This window comes from Dysgonomonas sp. HDW5A (assembly GCF_011299555.1).
In the GTDB taxonomy this organism is placed as follows: domain Bacteria; phylum Bacteroidota; class Bacteroidia; order Bacteroidales; family Dysgonomonadaceae; genus Dysgonomonas_A.
Genome location: NZ_CP049857.1, coordinates 374252 through 392272, shown reverse-complemented (window position 1 = coordinate 392272; position 18021 = coordinate 374252). Strand labels below are relative to the sequence as shown.

Sequence of the window (18021 nt, the reverse complement as noted above, 5' to 3'; positions counted from 1 at the left end):
TAATAAGCTAACTTATATGAAAAAGATAAATCTAAAAAATATATTAATTGCTTGTTGTATAGGACTATTTAGCCTGTCAGCTTGCAATGATCTTGATCAGGTGCCCACCGATAGATTTACCGATGAAACCTTCTGGCTGTCGACAGACAATTCGGAGTTGGTGGTAAATATGGCATATAGCCAGATGTATAAATCCGAAAAAATGTGGCAGGACGAATCGTTAAGTGATAATATGTTTGACGGACGATCTAATACTGCCGAACGTGTGATTCGTAATGGTCTAGCCGATCCCTCTTTAGGACGTTTTGCCGATGAATGGAAATGGGCGTATGAAGGAATCAAAACATGTCATGCTTATCTTGATAATGTGGAAAGAGTACCCGATATGGATGCTTCGTTGAAAGAAAAGCGTAAAGCCGAAATTCGCTTTATCCGTGCATATCTGTTTTTCCGTATGACCAATTTCTATGGTGACGTTCCTTTCTTTACCAAAGATTTGACCATTGCAGAATCAAGAACCATCAGTCGAACTCCTCGTGCGCAGGTAATCGAATTTATTCATAAAGAATTGGATGAAATAATGCCTCTTTTGCCTAAAAGAGATAATCTATCAAAAGACGACAATGGCCGTATAACCAAAGGTGCAGCATGTGCTTTACAAGCTAGAGCCTACTTATACGATAGTGATTGGGCAAAAGTCGAAGAATATTGCAACAAGCTAATCAGTGTGCAAGGAGAGTATGGAACTTACGGCTTATTTTCAAGTTACCCGGATATGTTTCTTCAAGATAATGAGTATAATACCGAAGTCATCCTTGACTATGCTTATGTCCCTTCGGTAAAAACATGGCAAGAAATGTATGATATGGCTCCTTTGTCAGCCGGAGCAAGGTTAAACGCCAAAGCACCGACACAATCACTGGTTGATAATTACATAACTCTTAATGGCAAAAAAATCACAGAAGATCCCGATTATAATGCAAACAATCCGTATGTGAACCGCGACCCTCGATTGAGTGCTACGGTTGTATATCATGGTTTCCAGTGGACTAATACAGACGGTACAAAGCGAACAATTTACATAAAACCCGGAAGTAACGATAATAAAGTTGATATGTATGTTAGTTCGAGTGCCAATACAACTTCTACCGGATATTATGTGAAGAAGTATTTTGATCCTAAGGCCGAGGCTGATTTGAAGTCGGCGTTAAACATCATCATGTTCCGTTATGCAGATGTATTACTCATGTATGCCGAAGCAAAACTTGAACAGGGAGCATTAACTTCTGCTGTTTGGGATAATACAATAAAACTGATTCGTAAACGTGCCGGATTTACAGATTCTGCAGCTTTAGATTATCCATCGGCTGCATCAACCGATGCTTTGCGTGAAATTGTAAGGAACGAACGCAGGTCGGAGCTGGCTCTCGAAGGTTTAAGATATTATGATATCAAACGTTGGAAAGCAGGAACTAAATACCTTAACGGATATGTGTTCGGTGCAAAATTTGCAAGTAATAATACCGAGAATATTCGTCTTGATAACAGGCAATTTGTAGAAAGTAGAGATTATCTGTGGGCGGTTCCTCTTTCTCAGATCGACTTAAATCCGAATCTGAAACCCAACAATCCCGGCTATGCCAACTAATCAGACCTTTAACCAAAACAAGAACAATTATGAAAACGATATTAAATAATACAATACTATTATTATCAATTATTTTCCTTGTATCATCTTGTAAAAGTGATGATATGAATTATTCGGATGCCAATATAACTCCTGTAAATAAGCTGTATGAACCAACCGATGGGAGAGCCGTAAAATTACTAAGTTCGGCAACTGCATCTTTATTTTTTGAGTGGGAAGCATCCAAAGCCGAAGATAGCGGATCACCATTATATGAAGTAGTCTTTGACAAAGAAGGTGGAGATTTTTCGAGTCCTATTTATAAGGTAGTATCCGATAACAGTGGATTTTCGGGTCATGCAACTATACTGCATAAAGACTTGAACAAAATAGCCGGATTAGCTGGAATAGAAGCACAAGAAACTGGTACAGTTATCTGGACTGTTATTTCTTCACGTGGTTTGAATGAAGCAAAAGCAAAAGAGTCACGCAAATTGGTGATTACGCGTTTAGCTGGATTTACAGAGATTCCTGATGAAGTATTTATTACAGGTGAAGCTTCGGAAGCCGGAACAAACTTATCTGAGGCTATTCCATTAAAACTGACTGCTATCGGAGAGTTCGAGATCTATACAAAATTAACAGCAGGTAAAACATATCAGTTTGTTGATCGTAAAGATGGAACACCGCGTACGTTCTATGTCGATGGTACTAAATTAGTTGAGAACGGAAGCACAACAGCAAATAAAACAGGTGTTTATCGCATCAATATCGACTATAATACAGGAACAGGTACATTTACCGAGATAAAAAGTATAGGTCTGTTTTTCTGTCCTACCAATGTAGTATTGTTCAATCTTGATTATGTAGGAAAAGGAATCTTTACCGGACAAGGTAATGTGACCTTTAAACAAGAAGGATGGGGTAGAGATCAACGTTACAAATTCCAAATGGAAACCGTTAATGCTTCGGGAGTTAATGTAACTCAACAGTGGGGTACTAAAAACGGAACTGATGAGCCACCGACATCAACAAGTCCCGAGTCTTATTTCTATGTTAAAATAGTTTCTCTGGATCAATGGAATGATAAGTGGAAATTTACAAGTGAGATGGATAAAGCCGTAGTGAGTATTTCTATGTTCTTACAAGGTGATAAAGAATACACTCATACAGTGAAAAAGGTTTCTAATTTATAAAATTATACTGGAGCAAAGGGCTGACAATTGCCCGCCCTTTGTTTCGATAATACCTTAAGATATGAAAAAACTAATTTTATTTCCCTTAATACTACTTTTGTTGCAATCATGCGATGATCCCAAAGATGTATATGGATATGATCAGAATTCGTATACTATCGACTGGAATGCAGCAGCAGATAGTAGCAGTATGGCACTGATTGATCAGTTCTGGAATCCTACAGATCATTACTTTAATTATGGAAGTGATGGCTCGTTGCTCGATTTTCATTACTGGCCCAATGCACATGCAATGGATGTTATTATCGATGCATACGTACGAACAAATGATGCCAAATATAAGGCGTATTTTGACCAATGGTATGCAGGCGTAAAAGTCAAAAACGGTAATACATACTACAATGATTTTTATGATGATATGGAGTGGAATGCACTTACCATGCTGCGTTTATATGATATTACCAAAGATGAAAAATATCTGACTACAGTCAAACAACTATGGGCTGATATTGAAACCGGTTGGAACGATAAAGCAGGAGGAGGTATTGCTTGGGTAAAATATCAATTGTATAGCAAAAATGCTTGCTCGAACGGACCTGCAGCTATTATTGCCGCCAGATTATATCAACTGACCAAAGAAGAGGCATATAAACAATGGGCACTGGATATATACGATTGGGAAAAGAATACTTTGTATAACCAATCTACAGGAGCTGTGTATGATAATATAAATGGAGATACGGGAGTGATTGCCGATTTTTCGTTGACATATAATCAGGGAACATTTATTGGTGCAGCCGTAGAGTTATACAAAATAACAGGCAATATTGTTTATATAAATGATGCACAGAAAGCCGCCAATTTTACGATTATAAAGCTAATCGATACAAGTAATAATATCCTCAGAGATGAGGGCAATGGCGATAATGGTCTCTTCAAAGGTATATTTATGCGTTATTTCTTGCAGCTTATTCTGACCGATGGTGTTGATCCGTCATTCAAGAATAAGTATGTTACATTCTTTAATAATAACGCAGATGTATTATGGAGAAAGGGTTGTTATAAAGAGAATCTTTTGTTTGGTACTTCATGGAATAATCCTCCTGTAGGTGCTACCCAATTAACATCGCAAGCCAGTGCTTGTATGATGATAGAGGCTAAAGCTTTATTCGAGAAATCGAAATAAGAGGCTTCAGTGAAAATTAGATTTCAGATTTAAAGAGAGTCCGGCATTAGTCGGACTTTCTTTTTTATGATATATAGATGAGAAATAAGCAACTATGTAATCTTATTTTTATATTTTCGCAATAGAGAGTTTCAGCAAGCTATCCTTAACTTTTAATATAATACTATTGTGAAAAAGACCTTATCTATTATTTTTTTGTCTTTGCTTGTCTCCGTATCTTTCTATACTCATGCCGATGAGATTGATACAATTAAGCAAAACTACATTCGCCTCTTGTTGTCAGAAAACGAAAAAGAGCAGGAGTTGGTAGCCCGACTCATAGCATTTCCCAAAGAATTGGCAGTATCGGATCAAATGGTAGTTGAACTCATGGATCGCTACCATATCACATCGAGTGATGTTGCCGGATTGTTGGAAAGTCTTCAAACCGATGGTTCGTGGAAAGATGTCGACTATAATAATCAGAACCGTTCGGGGTGGTCACCAAAGACCCACGTTGAGCGTATTCTTATTTTGACTAAAGCATACAGGCTTCCTTCTTCGGGATACTTTGAATCTAAAGACGTTGAGGCAGCCATTCATAAATCGCTCGAATATTGGATTGACAGAAAACTGGTAAGTCTCAATTGGTGGCACAATCAAATCGGAATTCCTAAAACACTGGGAGGAGCTTTGATTCTGTTTGAATCTAAACTAACACCACAAGAAAAAGAAGGAGCTTTGGGCATAATGAAGAATGCCAAGTTTGGTCTGACAGGTCAGAATAAAGTTTGGCTTGCCGGAAATGTTCTGGTGAGAGGACTTCTGGAAAACGATTTGAACCTCGTTACATCTGCCAGAGATACTATTGTTTCCGAGATTAAGATAGGCGATCAGGAAGGGATCAAATACGATAACAGCTTTCATCAGCATGGAGCACAACAGCAGTTTGGAAATTATGGAGCTGCTTATATTTCGAGTATGAGTTTTTGGGCTCAGATGTTTTCGGGAACTGCTATTGGATTCGATCAGTCACAACTGGACATCTTAAGTGGATTGATCAATAATGGATACCGACGTATTCTTTGGAATGGTTATATGGATGTAAACGCCTTAGGAAGGCAGTTCTTCAGGATGGCACAAATTCATAAAGCATTTAGTGTCGGATTTTCCGCCCTTATGCTTTCGGAGGTTGATAAAGTGAATGCGAATAAATACAATGACTTGATAAAAGATAATTTTGAGAACAGAGGACAGCCGACCTCTTTAACAGGATTATATCATTTCTGGATGTCCGATATGACAGTACAACGTCGTCCTTTGTGGATGGCTTCCGTTAAAATGTCATCCGATAGAGTTATAGGAGCTGAGGCAGGAAACGGAGATAACCTGAAAGGTTATTATCTGGCAGATGGAGCCACCTATACATATGTTGATGGGGATGAATATTCGAATATCTATCCCTGTTGGGATTGGCGGAAACTACCCGGAATTACCAGCTATGAAACTGATACACCATTAAAAGAACTCTCATGGGGAGGCTATCACAATAGCAGTAATTTTGTAGGCAATGTCAACAACGGACACTTTGGGATAACTGCAATGGATTTTTACAGGGATGGCATCACAGCACGCAAAGCATGGATATTTACAGATGATTATGTTCTTTGTTTAGGTGCAGCAATCTCTGCCGATAGCGGATGTGTAGTCACTACATCAATAGAACAGCAAGTTAAAAAAGGAGACTTGTTTCAACTCAGGAATAATGCTTGGGATAAAACAAATCTTGTCGAATTTACTCCCCAAAATGAGGTTCGTTTCTTTAGTGGGAACAAAGGATATATTATTCTCGAACCACAAAAAGGAAAAGCCATTTTGGAATCCCGAACCGGTAAATGGAACGATGTTATGAGTATGTATCCTAAAGATATGATTGAAAATAAAGAGGTGGTCTCTTTATGGATCGATCATGGTAAAGATCCCGAAAGTAGTACTTATAAATACTTTATTCTGCCTGCAAAATCTCAGGAGGAAGTAAAGACGTTTAATGTCGAAGATATCCAAATACTTAGTAATACAAAAGATATCCAAGCCGTATGGCTGTCAAAAGAGAATATGGCATTGGTAGCATCTTATATTCCTGCTGATATACAAATTTCAAAAGACATTCATTTGAAAAGTAACGAAACAGGGCTTTTCCTTATAAAACAGGATGGAAAGAAATTAAAAATTACTTTTGCCGATCCTACCCAGCAACTGGAAACAGTTAAGCTGGAAATAAATAAGAAAAAATACAACCTTAATTTACCCAAGGGTGAGAAACGTGGTACTTCGCTTAGCTTAGACGTTTCTTTGTAATAGATAAAATAAGGTCACAGACCTTAAAGCTTTCAAAAATGGATAAAACCGCCGCTGATATTGCGGCGGTTTTGCTTTATGAGCAGATCAATATTTCTTTTCACCGTTGATGACTAAATTCTTTAGAACGAAGTTCTTTATATAATCGGTATGAATAGTTGCTTTCTGAGCTTCGATGTTCAGGTTCTCAAATGTAAAATCGGATAATCTGTATTGATCCGAATTGCTTACATTAAAAAGAGTATTACACTTAAAATTGATATTACGCATGGTTACATGGCTCGAATAAGAGAGAGGTATCTCGGTTTGTCCTTTCAGATCAAAAAACTGTGTCCACGGTTGTATAAATAAAAAGTTAGAAGCATTTCCTGTAATGTCTTCAACTAGAATGTACTCATAATTTTGAGGAGTGTCAGGACGCATTTTTAGCCATAGCAAACGCTTTGCATTATCTACACGGGTTCGCCTGAGTATGATATTACGGTTGTGAATCGATTCACTACCCAAAGTTAGAGCACCATGACAAAAACCGTAAACGCAGTCTTCAATAATAATGTTTCGGTTACTTCCATTATTTTCGTCTTTATCGGCAAGAGGGCCTTTTCCGCCTTTCAACGACACTGCATCGTCATTGACCGACATGTAGCAGTTTTTGATAAGTACATTGATGCATACATCCAGATCAACAGCATCAGAACTGGGAGCTTTCACCGGTTCGGAAGGAGAATATATATAAAGATTCAAGAGCTTTACATTCTCACATTTGTAGATATGTGTAGTCCAGAAAGGCGAGTTTATCAATCTTACTCCCGAAAGCTGTACATCCTTGCTGTTGGATATATAAACTAAACGGGGACGCAACTCATCCATATTTGTACACTTCGGATTCACCTCTCTGCGTAGCCAGAAAGATTGCCAGTAACGCAAACCATTTCCATTGATTGTCCCTTTGCCCGATATTGTGAATCCGTCCACTTTGTCGGCATTAACAAGGGCGGCAAAATACTTTAATGTTTGCCCTTCCATGCGAGTATTGACAATTGCAAAGTTGCTGATATCATCGCTCCCTTTGAGTGTTGCCCCCTCTTCGAGATGAAGATGTGTGTTGGGCTTGAAAAACAGAGAGCCACTCAGGAAAGTTCCCTTGGGAATAACCAGTACTCCTCCTCCCGATTGTGACGCCTTATCGATAACTGCTTGTATCTTTTCGGTTTGTACAATGGTACTATCGTTAAGCACACCAAAATCGGTAATCACAAAGCTTTTACCCAATGTCTTTATATTTGTCTCCTGCACTTGTCGAAACCAATCGGGAACAGGTGTCCCATCGGGAAATAAATCTTGTTTCTGTGCAATTGCATTCGTTTGAAAGATAAGCGAAAATATGAATGCTAATAATATCAGATTGTTTCTTTTCATAGTAAGTTGAAGATTTTAAGATTACAAACATATCAATTAACTTTTGTAGTGCGACTGTTCGTGTTGCGAAAAAGACTACTGAAAATGATCAATTGTATATTGTTTCTGCTATCCTCTTAAATCAAAATCGGGATACCTATTAGCTAAGCATCCCGATTTTGATGGTTTAATATACAGATACTTCATCTAAGAAGAACCATGCAGGAAAACCAACTCCGTAATGCCATGGCGGGCAAAGTCCGATTGATTCTATCTTTACTTTGATATAGCGAGCCTGTATCTTTTTATCTGATTGGATAGGGATATTTACATATTTCACTTCCGTGTTGCGATCTTCGGGAATGTCTTTGTGTCCCATCAATACAAAGTTCTCGTTATCAACCGAGGTTTTACAAGTAACGCTTTTAGGCAACAAGATCCATGCACCTAATTGATGTAGAAAATCGAACTCTACGGTTTCTATTTCTTTTACTTGTCCAAGGTCAATTACAAATTCGGCATCTTTATCAATCCATCCTACCCAGCTTTCGTTGAAAGTGGCACCGCCATACAAACCGTCGGTTAAGGCAGTATCTCCGATTTTATCGTAAGGAGAGGATGGGGGAGTTATGTATGTTATTTTCGCATTGTGTGCCAGACTCTTTCGTTCTCTTGGTAAGTTGCGTTGTTCGTACAAAGTGCAATAATCTACGATTGTATTATTACGTTCGTTGAGGTATATCACATTCAACTCCTTAGCTGTATTTCTGAATGCGTTCAGTTTGCTTTTAAGTTCATTTACATTATCAATAGGTGTTGTACGTGCTATCTCTAGTTCTGCATACTGAATAGGTAAGCGAGCCTCTTTTACTCGATTCAAATATTCCGGATTATTGTCAACAGCTTTTTCTGCAGCATCAAAAAGTTGTTTATACCTTTTCATCATGGGGGCATTCAGCATCCCGTTTTTGTGAGTGATGGGAGTATCATATATCCAAAGAGGTTTGTTACTACCTATCAATGCACCCTCACGTAATTTCAAATACTGATATAAATACGGAGCAGCAGCTTCTCCGTAATAATCGTTCAGAAAAGATTTGATTATAGCCTCTGTGTCAGCCTCCGTGTTCCACAAAAGTTTAGCAACCAGATACGAACGTAATTCCGAAAAGTCGGTTCCTTTTACACCTCCTATTTGAGAAAAGTGCATGGTCGCATTATTCTTCTTGAAGAGTTGCATATTGGGTTGCAGGATATGGAAATTAGGAAACGGCGAAACATAGTTGTCGAAGTTGATACCGTAATCCCATACAAATATATTATCCGAGACTTTAGACCATCCCTCCATGTCTCTCACAAATGTTTGTCCTGATGTATTTTCGGGTAAAGTAACCTCCCGGTAGCAATCGATATCGCAAAGCATAATATTTACATTGGGCAACGGCTTGATATACTTCGGTGGAGCAACCGAATACAGGTAAGCCAATGTCGAAAATTCTTTATCAGGGAAACGTTCCGCTAACTTATTCAAGAAGTAAACCAGAGTTCCCGAAGGGCTGCCCTCTCTTTCGTCTATTGCTTTGCAGTTATCGCATTGACAATGATTCTGACTATCGTTTTGACTTACGGAAATAATTTTCTTATCGGGATTAGTCTTGAAAATAGAATCTATCTGAATCACCACTTTTTCCAATACATCGGGATTGGTCAAACACCATTGACTAGCTGTTCCGGGACGGCGTTCACCATTGATAAAAGCGTAATATTCGGGATTCGATTTACCATATTTCGCAGCGGGAAGGATACTATTGAAAGTATGTACCCAAAGATTACCCGCAAAGACTTCTTTAGGTTCTTCCAAACGATGCCATAATTTATAGATCGGGTCTTTTATACTATATGCTTGGGTTTGACGGTAACGAAAAGAGGGGTTGTCAATCTTATGGATTGTGTCGGGCAGTACCATATTTTTAGAAGGAGTATACTTAGGCAGGTTTTCGGCATAGTACCGAACACCTAAATAATCCTCCAATAATGTGACAGCTCCATAGATTGTACCGTTTCCTTTTCCACCGACAATACGTACATATCCGTCTTGTGTCGAAAGGAGGAAACCATCTTCTTTTATCTGCGATGGATCGAGGTTTTTGATCGGTAGCTGAAAATCTCCTATAAGGATATCTCCCTTTTTTATTTTCGAATCACTTCCCAGTATAGCTATTTCTGCACCCGATATTCTTTTTACAAAATCCTGTATCAGATTGGCTGCTTTCATATCGGTACTGTCTTTTTTATCAACAATAATCCGTATTTGCGATTTACCATCTTTTACTATTGACAGTTGTGCCGAAATAGTAAAAGGTATAAAGAATAATAGAAATAAGAATATTTTATTTTTCATGTTCATGGTATTAAGGATTTGGTCTATCCAATTCTACGAAAGGTAACATTGGCAACAAAAGGTAATCACTAAGGTTACAAAGGTGACTACTGTGTGTAACTTTTGAGTGTTTGACAATTGTTTGATTATTAGATGTGTATGTCTAAAAAGGTTACAAAGGTTACAAAAGTGACACTTTTTGAGGCTTTTCTTTTTTCTATCCTGTTACTTTTAGCATAACTCCTTATGCCTATAATAGATAGATAAAACGAAAAGCCTGTTGATTAATTTATTTTGAGATTTTAATTAACAACCAATTCGTCAACGAATAAAAAGCCTCCGTTATTTTTAGCAAAGACTTTGATATAACGTGCCTGCTTATTCTCTAGTCCTCCTACAAAATCCTGGAAGATTAAACGGTCATATTCTTTGGGAACAGTGCTTTCTACTCTAAAAGCTTTCTCAAAATTTACACCGTCATTCGAAAGAGAAACTTCCACGTATTTGGGAATATATACTCCGGGGCCTGTAAGTTGCATAAAGTTGGCACTTAGCGAGTTTAGCTGTACTATACTGCCCATGTCTATAACTACATCCATATTCGATGTGAAACCTTGCCAACGTCCATCACCATAAGTCAAACTACCACTGTAACCATCCGTAAGAGCTGTTTCTCCTCCTGCGGGATACGATTGCCATTTGGTATTATAGGTCACTTTTTTACCCACTGCCCGATGATATCCCGATTTTCTTTTTAAAATAGGTTTCTGAATTTGGTCATCTACAAAAACAGCAGCGTTGATATGGGCTATCCGATCAATAGTAAAAGGGCTTGTGTAAATAGCTGACTCATTGGTCGGCTCTGTTCCATCGAGTGTATATCGAATGACAGGATTATTTAATTCGGACTCGAATTTCACTTCCACAAGTTTATTTGCAGTATCTACTTTTTCTGTCATCTCTATCTCAAACGAAGGTCTGTGATAATTCACATCCAACAACTCTAATCTGGGATACTGATTTGCCATACGTGCTTTAAAGTCACTCCAGTTTCTGCTTTCTTTGCTCGACCATAAAGTTTCGGCCAAGGCAATAGCCCGTGGAAATGCCATATATTCAACACGTTTAAAATCGGTCATATACTCTGTCCATATATTTCCCTGTCCACCCAGATAAAACGGTGCGAGAGAGTCATTGGCAGGAGTCACTTCAAACGAATATACTTTCTGCAAAGGCAGATATCCTCCGATGGTTTTGGGTTCAGTAGTCGGATCAGCCTGATAACTGTCGAAATAACAGTGGCTACCCGGAGTCATTATTACATGGTTGCCATGACGTGCGGCAACTTCTCCCTTTTCTTTGCCTCTCCATACCATTACGGTGGCATCAGAAGCCAGACCGCCATCAATAATTTCGTCCCATCCGATGAGGTTTCTGTTTCTGGATGTAAGGTGTTTCGATATGCGTTTGATAAAATAGCTTTGCAATTCATCTACATCTTTCAGGTTTTCATCCACAATGCGTTGTTGACATTTAGGACATTTTTTCCATGACTTTTTTCCAGCCTCATCTCCTCCGATATGGATATACTGAGACGGGAATATGTCTATAACTTCATCGAGTACATTATTCAGGAAGGTAAAAGAATCATCGTTCCCCGCACAGAAATCACTGTCAACATAAGGTTTACCCGAGCATGAAAGATTCGGATAGGCTACGAATACCTCTTCCGAATGTCCCGGCATTTCTATTTCCGGTATTACCGTAATATATTTAGAAGCCGCATAAGCAACTATCTCTCTGGCATCGTCCTGAGTATAGTATCCGCCATGAGCATTATCTGCACCTTCATCGGCATACTTTCTTTCGCCACCCCAAAAGTCATTGTAGTTGGCCTCGGCTCTGAATGCGGTTTTTTGTGTCAAAAGAGGATATTGTTTTATTTCTAAACGCCATCCCGCCGCATCGGTCAGATGCCAGTGAAAGCGGTTAAACTTATACATGGCGATTAGATCAATAAATTTTTTGACCTCTTCTTTTGTATAAAAATGTCGTGATACATCCAAGTGCATTCCCCGGTACGAGAATCGAGGGTTATCTTTAATCTGAACCGATTGAAGAGAAAATTTACCTCCTTCTACAGGAATCATCTGAAGTAAACTTTGTATTCCGTAGAATATTCCGGCAGGTTTAAGGCCTTCAATGATAATACGGTCTTTATCTATATTCAATTCATAAGATTCCTCTCCTTGCCCTTTGCCCAAATGCAAGATGAGTGCATTCTTGGCTTTCGGTTTCCCTTTTGTGACTTTAACGGGAGATTTAGTGATATTGGAAAGAACATCAGCCAGATAATCGGCAGTTGCTTTTAATTCCTCGTTATCGTTGGTAATAATAATTTTAGTTTTCTTATTCCATTTAAACTCTCCTTTGCCCAATTCTATACTATTGGGTTGAGGGATTATCTGAATAGGATTATTCATAGTCTGAGCATTTCCCACAAAAGAGAAAAGGCTCAGAAAGAGTATCAGAATACAGGTTAAACGATTGGTACTAGTCATAAGATCAGGTTTTATTTTAGTTTATCAGGTTGTAAGGTATTGGTATTGTCGGCGATTAGCTCTTTATGTATATCGAAAGTAGTTAATCCCACCAAAGGTATATTCCATTTTCTTTTTTGATGAAGTGTTTCAATTCATCCATCGTTCCTACACCTTGCTCTACAACGTCGGGGCAGAAATCATATACTTCTTTAGCAAGTTGTTCTATATCTTTGACTGGACGTTCGAAGTTAAACAAAACCCAATCAAAAGAGACTCCGACAATCCTTACCGGATTCTCTTTACTCCATTCTTCGAGTTTGTTTATTACATCTTGATTGGTATGATCGTAGTTGATTCCGTTGGTTCCACGCCATCTTAGAATATCCATTTCGTCGTTACTCTTTATAGCTCCGAGATAGAACTTGTGGTCATCATCATCGAAGTAAAACAACTGATAGCCTTTTTCCTTGAAATGATCTTTCTCCTTTAAAACAAACTTATAACCATCATCTTTGTTTTTGAGGAGAGAACAGAATCCCGAATACGATGCTTCGTTTTCATCATTATCTATATCCGGAAATTGATTGGATACAGGAGAACCAGTGTATGCACTCATTTTCTCTTGAATAGATTCTTGCGACTTTCCATTTTCGGAGTTTTTACAAGAAAGGCAAATAATGCAAAGAAGTAATGCGGCTAGACGGATACTGTTTTTCATACGTTTACAAATCAAATTTACCAATAAAATTACTCATGCCCATTATCAATAATTGGTATAGAGCATCGTTAAATACAGTCATTTCTTTTTTATTTACAGGATATCCGCCAAGCATCAACGCTTGTACATACATGATATGTACTACGGAATTGAATAGTGTCTCGTCTTCAATGGCAATCAGATTTTGTACAATCTCGTTGTCCTTGTTGAAACACAGGGTAGGCATATTGTCCTCTTTCTTGATGAAATTGTGTAATGTGGCTGCAAAAGGATTTCCTGAATTAGATAGATTCTGGATATTCTTATTGCTCATAGCTTCATCATTGGCTACATATATGGCAGGCGTGTCAATCGGATCAAATTGTTTCAGTTGAGCTTTGCAATACTGACCTTTAAGTAACTCGTTTGCCCTTGTTTCAAATTGCTGATAGCGCTCGTCATCCGACACAACCACATCCGAAAGCGTATCGAGGATATCTTGCGGTGTGATTTTTTCGAGACGGATGTCAGGAAAAGCAATCTTTATCTTTTGAATCAAATCCACCTCAAATGAATAAGCCGCATTAATAACGGTTTTACCCTGTGATCCGGCGATCCGGCGAATCTGACGAAAATCGTCTAACGAAGGGGTATAATAAACAATATCATTATATGTTTTAATAGACAAAAATGTCATGTGTCCTTTATTTGTTTCGAAAGGAATGTAGTCTATAAACATTTTCAGTAGTTCACGATCTTCAACCGCTAATGCTTTGATAAAGATATGGTGTATATTGATGATCTCACTAAGCTTTTTGATATCACTCAGCATCAATACTTTCAAATAGTCTTTGAAACAGTTGCTAAGTTCTTTTTTAGCCTCTTTCATAACATCGTCATCCATCAGAGATTCTCGTGATGCAGTCGGGCGGAGGTCATTTGTATTGATTATACATTTCACGAAAGACGTCCATTCGGGTAACAAGTTGTTAGCTTGTTCGCACAGGTACATTCTCTTGAGGTATATCTTATGTTGTTTTGCACCCGAGAACTGAACTTTGTAGGGCATAATGTAAGCAACACCATCGATCTCTCCTTTTTCTGAGTGCAGATAAAAAGCATCCAGAAAGTTGATGTTGAATGTTTTCCGACCATATTCCATCAGTTCTTCTTTTGAGCTTTCTTTGTTGAGCCATACAGGATCTTTGTCAACCAGTACCTCTGTGCCTTCGTCGGTGATGAAGTTAATGGTAATAGGTAACGCATTTCCGAACTGAAGAACATTCTTTTTCAGTTCTTCTTTTTCGAATAACGGAAGCCATTCTTTTTTTGGTGATAGTATGACTCTTGTTCCTGCATTCTCTATGTTATCAATCGTTTCGACAGTATATGTACCATCGGCTTTCCCTCTCCAGCATACCGATTTGTCTTTCAATAGCGAACGGGTTTCAACTACAATTTCGTGACTTACGACTAGGCACGATAACATACCGATACCAAATTTACCGATAAAGTCTTTTTCGTTAAAATCGCCACGCTTAGAGCTTTGCCCGATAACAGAAAGAAATTGATGTACCTCTTCTTCCGTTAAGCCGATTCCGTTATCTTCGAATATAAGTTGTGGAGTATCATTTACCTTATTCAGGTAAATGTTTATAATGCCTTTATGATTCTCGTCAATTGATCTCCTTGCTGTATTTGCATCGATACCATTTTGAAGAAGTTCTCTTACAAATACGTTTGGAGCACTGTAAATATGTTCTGACAATAATTCGATCATCCCTTTCAAATTCACTTGAAAGAGGTATTTATTTTCGTTGTTTTCTTCCATTATTTATTTTTTGTTGTAATCTATTCAGATAAAGTGAGATTCATTAAGACTTAAAAGATTACAATCGTACATTGCAAATTTAAACAATAATTGGATACTGTTTTTCAACAGTACCCAATTTTAGATGTATTCGAAATGTTAATTAAGTTATACACGATATTTTATCGATCTATAAGATAAATAAAAAGGTTTGCGATCTCTTATCTTTTTCGACGTTCTCTTTTTCCGGTTAGTTTCTGAGCTTGCTCGTTTCCGTTATCGGCAGCCTTCTGATACCAGTACATCGCCTGTACTTCGTCTTCGGCTACACCTTTTCCTGTTAAGTAGCAGTTACCCAGTTCAAACTGAGCATAGTCGTGATCTTCTTCAGCTATTTTAGTCAACATTTGTATGGCTTGTTGCTGATCCATACTGACACCTTCGCCGTTTAATAACATCATTGCCGTTTCATACTGAGCATTGTAGTTGCCGTTTTGAGCCGCATCGGACAGCCAGCGATAAGCGTCCGTGAGGTTTTCGGTTGTACCACGCCCGTATCTGTAGCACAATCCTAAGCGATATTTTGCAGCCGTATAATTGTCATTAGCTGCTAAAGTATAGTACTTGAATGCTTCGGTTTCATTTTCCTCAACTCCTAATCCATATTCATAACAAACACCGAGACCTTCAGAAATCACGTTTTGCTCTTCTGCAAACTTGAAGTAGGCAAATGCTTTATCATATTCGGTTTCACCACCTCCTACATTGTACAGGTAGTATTCGCCTAACATAAGTGCAGCATAAGGATAACCTTGTTCGTAGGCTTTTGTGTACCATTCGATAGCCTTATTCAGATCGGTTTCGACCAATCCGTAGTAGTAATACGATCCCAGTTTGTATTGGGCATAAGTATATCCCATTTCGGCAGCTCTGGACATATAATGCAAAATTTTAGTTGCATCGAACTCTAAACCTCCATACTCTTGTTCGTAACTGATGGCCAATTCGGTAAGTCCGGGAGCACTATTTGCTTCGGCAGCCTGATTGAATAATTTAAGAGCCTCTTCGGGGTTTTCAGGTACTCCTACAGCATATTTATAGTAACGTCCCAAGTGATACATGGCATCGGGAATACCTGCTGCGGCTGCAATCATATAATTATTGAATGCTTCGGCTGTATTCGCTTCACCTAATATACCATCTTCGTAATATACCGCCATCTTGGTGTTGGCATACGAGTAGTTATTTGCCGCCGCCTCTCGATATAGGTCAAATGCTTTTTGGAAATCTTGTTCTACACCGAAACCGGTTTCGTAGCAAAAAGCGAGTTCTATACGAGCGTAATCCGATCCCATTTCGATGGCTCTCGTCAGGTATTTAACAGCTTTTTCTGCTGCTACTTCATCTTCGCCACCAACACCTACACGATAATAGTTACCTGCTAACTCAATACTGTATAAGTGGTTTCTTTCAGCTCCCAGCTCAAATAATTCTAGAGCTTTCTTATAGTCGGGTTCAGCAACGAATTCTGCATTTTGATAACCTAAGCCTAAACGGTAAGGAGCATATTCGTTACCCATGTCCATGGCTTTTTCGAGAAGTTGTTTAGCTTCATCTATATTGGTAGATAATATTTCGGTTTCCAATATCAGATATGCTCTTTCGGCTAAACCCCTGGGGCTTCCGTCTTCAATAGCCTGATCTAGATAAGCTAAGCCTTTCTGTATATCTTTTAGGTTTTCGTTGTATAAATAAATACAAGCTAGTTCGAATGACGATTCAGGGTAGCAATATAATGCAGCTTTTTCGTGCCATAGAATAGCTTTTTCGATGGATGTATTTTCATCATTTCCAAAGTTATAATACTGTCCTAAGAAATTAGCAGCATATACCGTGTGATAGCTGTATGCACTTTCGAGAAGTTTTATTCCTTGATTTTTATCTGCATTCTCTATTCTTCCGTTCAGATAATTCATCCCCAAAAGGTATTCACAGTAATGACCTCCCACTGCTATTCCTTTTTTCATAACTTCGACAGCCTTATCCAGATCGTTTTCTTTTCTCAGATAAAAATCAGCCAAAAGATGATAGGGTTTACGGTTTTCTGATTCTGTCTTCTCTATATATTCGTTTATACGTTGAAGCAGTATACTTTGATCGAGATCAGTATCATAGAAATCAATATACAGTAAAAGTATTTCTGCTGATTCATAACCTAATTCAATAGAGCGTTCTACCAATTTACGGCCTTCTTCTTTATTTTCTTTGCCGTATTCAGGCAAACCTAGATATAATCCATATCCATAGTCGCCTAATGAAGCGGGATCTTCGGCTTTAACTCCTTCTTTTAGATATTCGATTTTCTTTTCTAAATTGCGGTATCCCCTGCGAGCCGATCCGTATAAATCGGCTTGTTCGCAATAACCTCTGGTATGACCAATTTTAATAAAACGGTCATTGATATCTTTATTCAGGTTGAACCAATACTTATAATCAGTGTCGTTATATTCCATCGATACATATTTGTTCCAGTTACGGGTATATATCTGACGGTAAAGTTCTTTGATCGTATTATCGACTTTGTTCTCTTGTAGAGCAATATCACAAATAGCTAAAGCATCCAGCCATTCATTTTTATCCGTATAATTATCTTTATCTATATACTTTTGAGCAACAAGGGATATTTCAGAAAGATTGCTTCTGTGATTATTCAATAGGCTTTTATATTGATCTTCTATACTTCCCTGTGATGAAACTTCCGTTCGCACAGCCTGCTCTTTGCTTGCTCCGTTATCTTTATTTTTTCTTTTGAAGAATCCGAACATATTTGTTTTATTTTAAATTTTT

10 protein-coding genes are annotated in these 18021 nt (G+C 38.2%); 4 read left to right on the top strand and 6 right to left on the bottom strand.

Going from position 1 to position 18021, the window contains the following annotated elements; translation table 11 throughout:
- Positions 1-16 precede the first annotated feature (16 nt).
- The 4 genes from G7050_RS01525 (at position 17) to G7050_RS01510 (ending at position 6346) form a co-directional block, all read left to right on the top strand.
- Positions 17-1648 (top strand): RagB/SusD family nutrient uptake outer membrane protein, encoded by a 1632-nt coding sequence (locus tag G7050_RS01525; RefSeq protein WP_166110181.1) that lies wholly within the window; start codon positions 17-19, stop codon positions 1646-1648.
- 29 nt (positions 1649-1677) lie between these two features.
- Complete coding sequence (locus G7050_RS01520) at positions 1678-2823, top strand: SusE domain-containing protein (protein WP_166110178.1); 1146 nt, start codon at positions 1678-1680, stop codon at positions 2821-2823.
- Between the two features lie 61 nt (positions 2824-2884).
- Entirely contained in the window at positions 2885-4009 is a 1125-nt protein-coding gene (locus tag G7050_RS01515; RefSeq protein WP_166110175.1) for a glycoside hydrolase family 76 protein, read from the top strand.
- Positions 4010-4177: 168 nt separating this feature from the next.
- On the top strand, positions 4178-6346 hold the full coding sequence (locus tag G7050_RS01510; protein WP_166110172.1) for a polysaccharide lyase family 8 super-sandwich domain-containing protein: 2169 nt from the start codon (positions 4178-4180) through the stop codon (positions 6344-6346).
- 87 nt (positions 6347-6433) lie between these two features.
- Here the strand turns inward: G7050_RS01510 and G7050_RS01505 are convergent, their stop codons facing one another.
- The 6 genes from G7050_RS01505 to G7050_RS01480 form a co-directional block, all read right to left on the bottom strand.
- Entirely contained in the window at positions 6434-7765 is a 1332-nt protein-coding gene (locus G7050_RS01505; protein WP_166110169.1) for a glycoside hydrolase family 28 protein, read from the bottom strand.
- 166 nt (positions 7766-7931) lie between these two features.
- Positions 7932-10145, bottom strand: coding sequence for a DUF4838 domain-containing protein (locus tag G7050_RS01500; RefSeq protein ID WP_166110166.1), 2214 nt, complete (start codon positions 10143-10145; stop codon positions 7932-7934).
- A 281-nt stretch (positions 10146-10426) separates the two neighbouring features.
- Positions 10427-12685 (bottom strand): family 20 glycosylhydrolase, encoded by a 2259-nt coding sequence (locus G7050_RS01495; RefSeq protein WP_166110163.1) that lies wholly within the window; start codon positions 12683-12685, stop codon positions 10427-10429.
- A gap of 82 nt (positions 12686-12767) precedes the next feature.
- Positions 12768-13385, bottom strand: a complete 618-nt coding sequence (locus tag G7050_RS01490) for a DUF4253 domain-containing protein (RefSeq protein ID WP_166110160.1) — start codon at positions 13383-13385, stop codon at positions 12768-12770.
- A 4-nt stretch (positions 13386-13389) separates the two neighbouring features.
- A complete protein-coding gene (locus tag G7050_RS01485; RefSeq protein WP_166110158.1) occupies positions 13390-15195 on the bottom strand; it encodes an HSP90 family protein in 1806 nt (601 codons plus the stop codon).
- A gap of 200 nt (positions 15196-15395) precedes the next feature.
- Entirely contained in the window at positions 15396-17999 is a 2604-nt protein-coding gene (locus G7050_RS01480; RefSeq protein ID WP_166110154.1) for a tetratricopeptide repeat protein, read from the bottom strand.
- Positions 18000-18021: the final 22 nt, after the last annotated feature.

Excerpts from the sequence above, each read along its gene's own strand:
- G7050_RS01525 (WP_166110181.1), top strand. The coding sequence starts at position 17 with ATGAAAAAGATAAATCTAAAAAATATATTAATTGCTTGTTGTATAGGA.
- G7050_RS01520 (WP_166110178.1), top strand. The coding sequence starts at position 1,678 with ATGAAAACGATATTAAATAATACAATACTATTATTATCAATTATTTTC.
- G7050_RS01515 (WP_166110175.1), top strand. The coding sequence starts at position 2,885 with ATGAAAAAACTAATTTTATTTCCCTTAATACTACTTTTGTTGCAATCA.
- G7050_RS01505 (WP_166110169.1), bottom strand. The coding sequence starts at position 7,765 with ATGAAAAGAAACAATCTGATATTATTAGCATTCATATTTTCGCTTATC.
- G7050_RS01500 (WP_166110166.1), bottom strand. The coding sequence starts at position 10,145 with ATGAAAAATAAAATATTCTTATTTCTATTATTCTTTATACCTTTTACT.
- G7050_RS01495 (WP_166110163.1), bottom strand. The coding sequence starts at position 12,685 with ATGACTAGTACCAATCGTTTAACCTGTATTCTGATACTCTTTCTGAGC.
- G7050_RS01490 (WP_166110160.1), bottom strand. The coding sequence starts at position 13,385 with ATGAAAAACAGTATCCGTCTAGCCGCATTACTTCTTTGCATTATTTGC.
- G7050_RS01485 (WP_166110158.1), bottom strand. The coding sequence starts at position 15,195 with ATGGAAGAAAACAACGAAAATAAATACCTCTTTCAAGTGAATTTGAAA.
- G7050_RS01480 (WP_166110154.1), bottom strand. The coding sequence starts at position 17,999 with ATGTTCGGATTCTTCAAAAGAAAAAATAAAGATAACGGAGCAAGCAAA.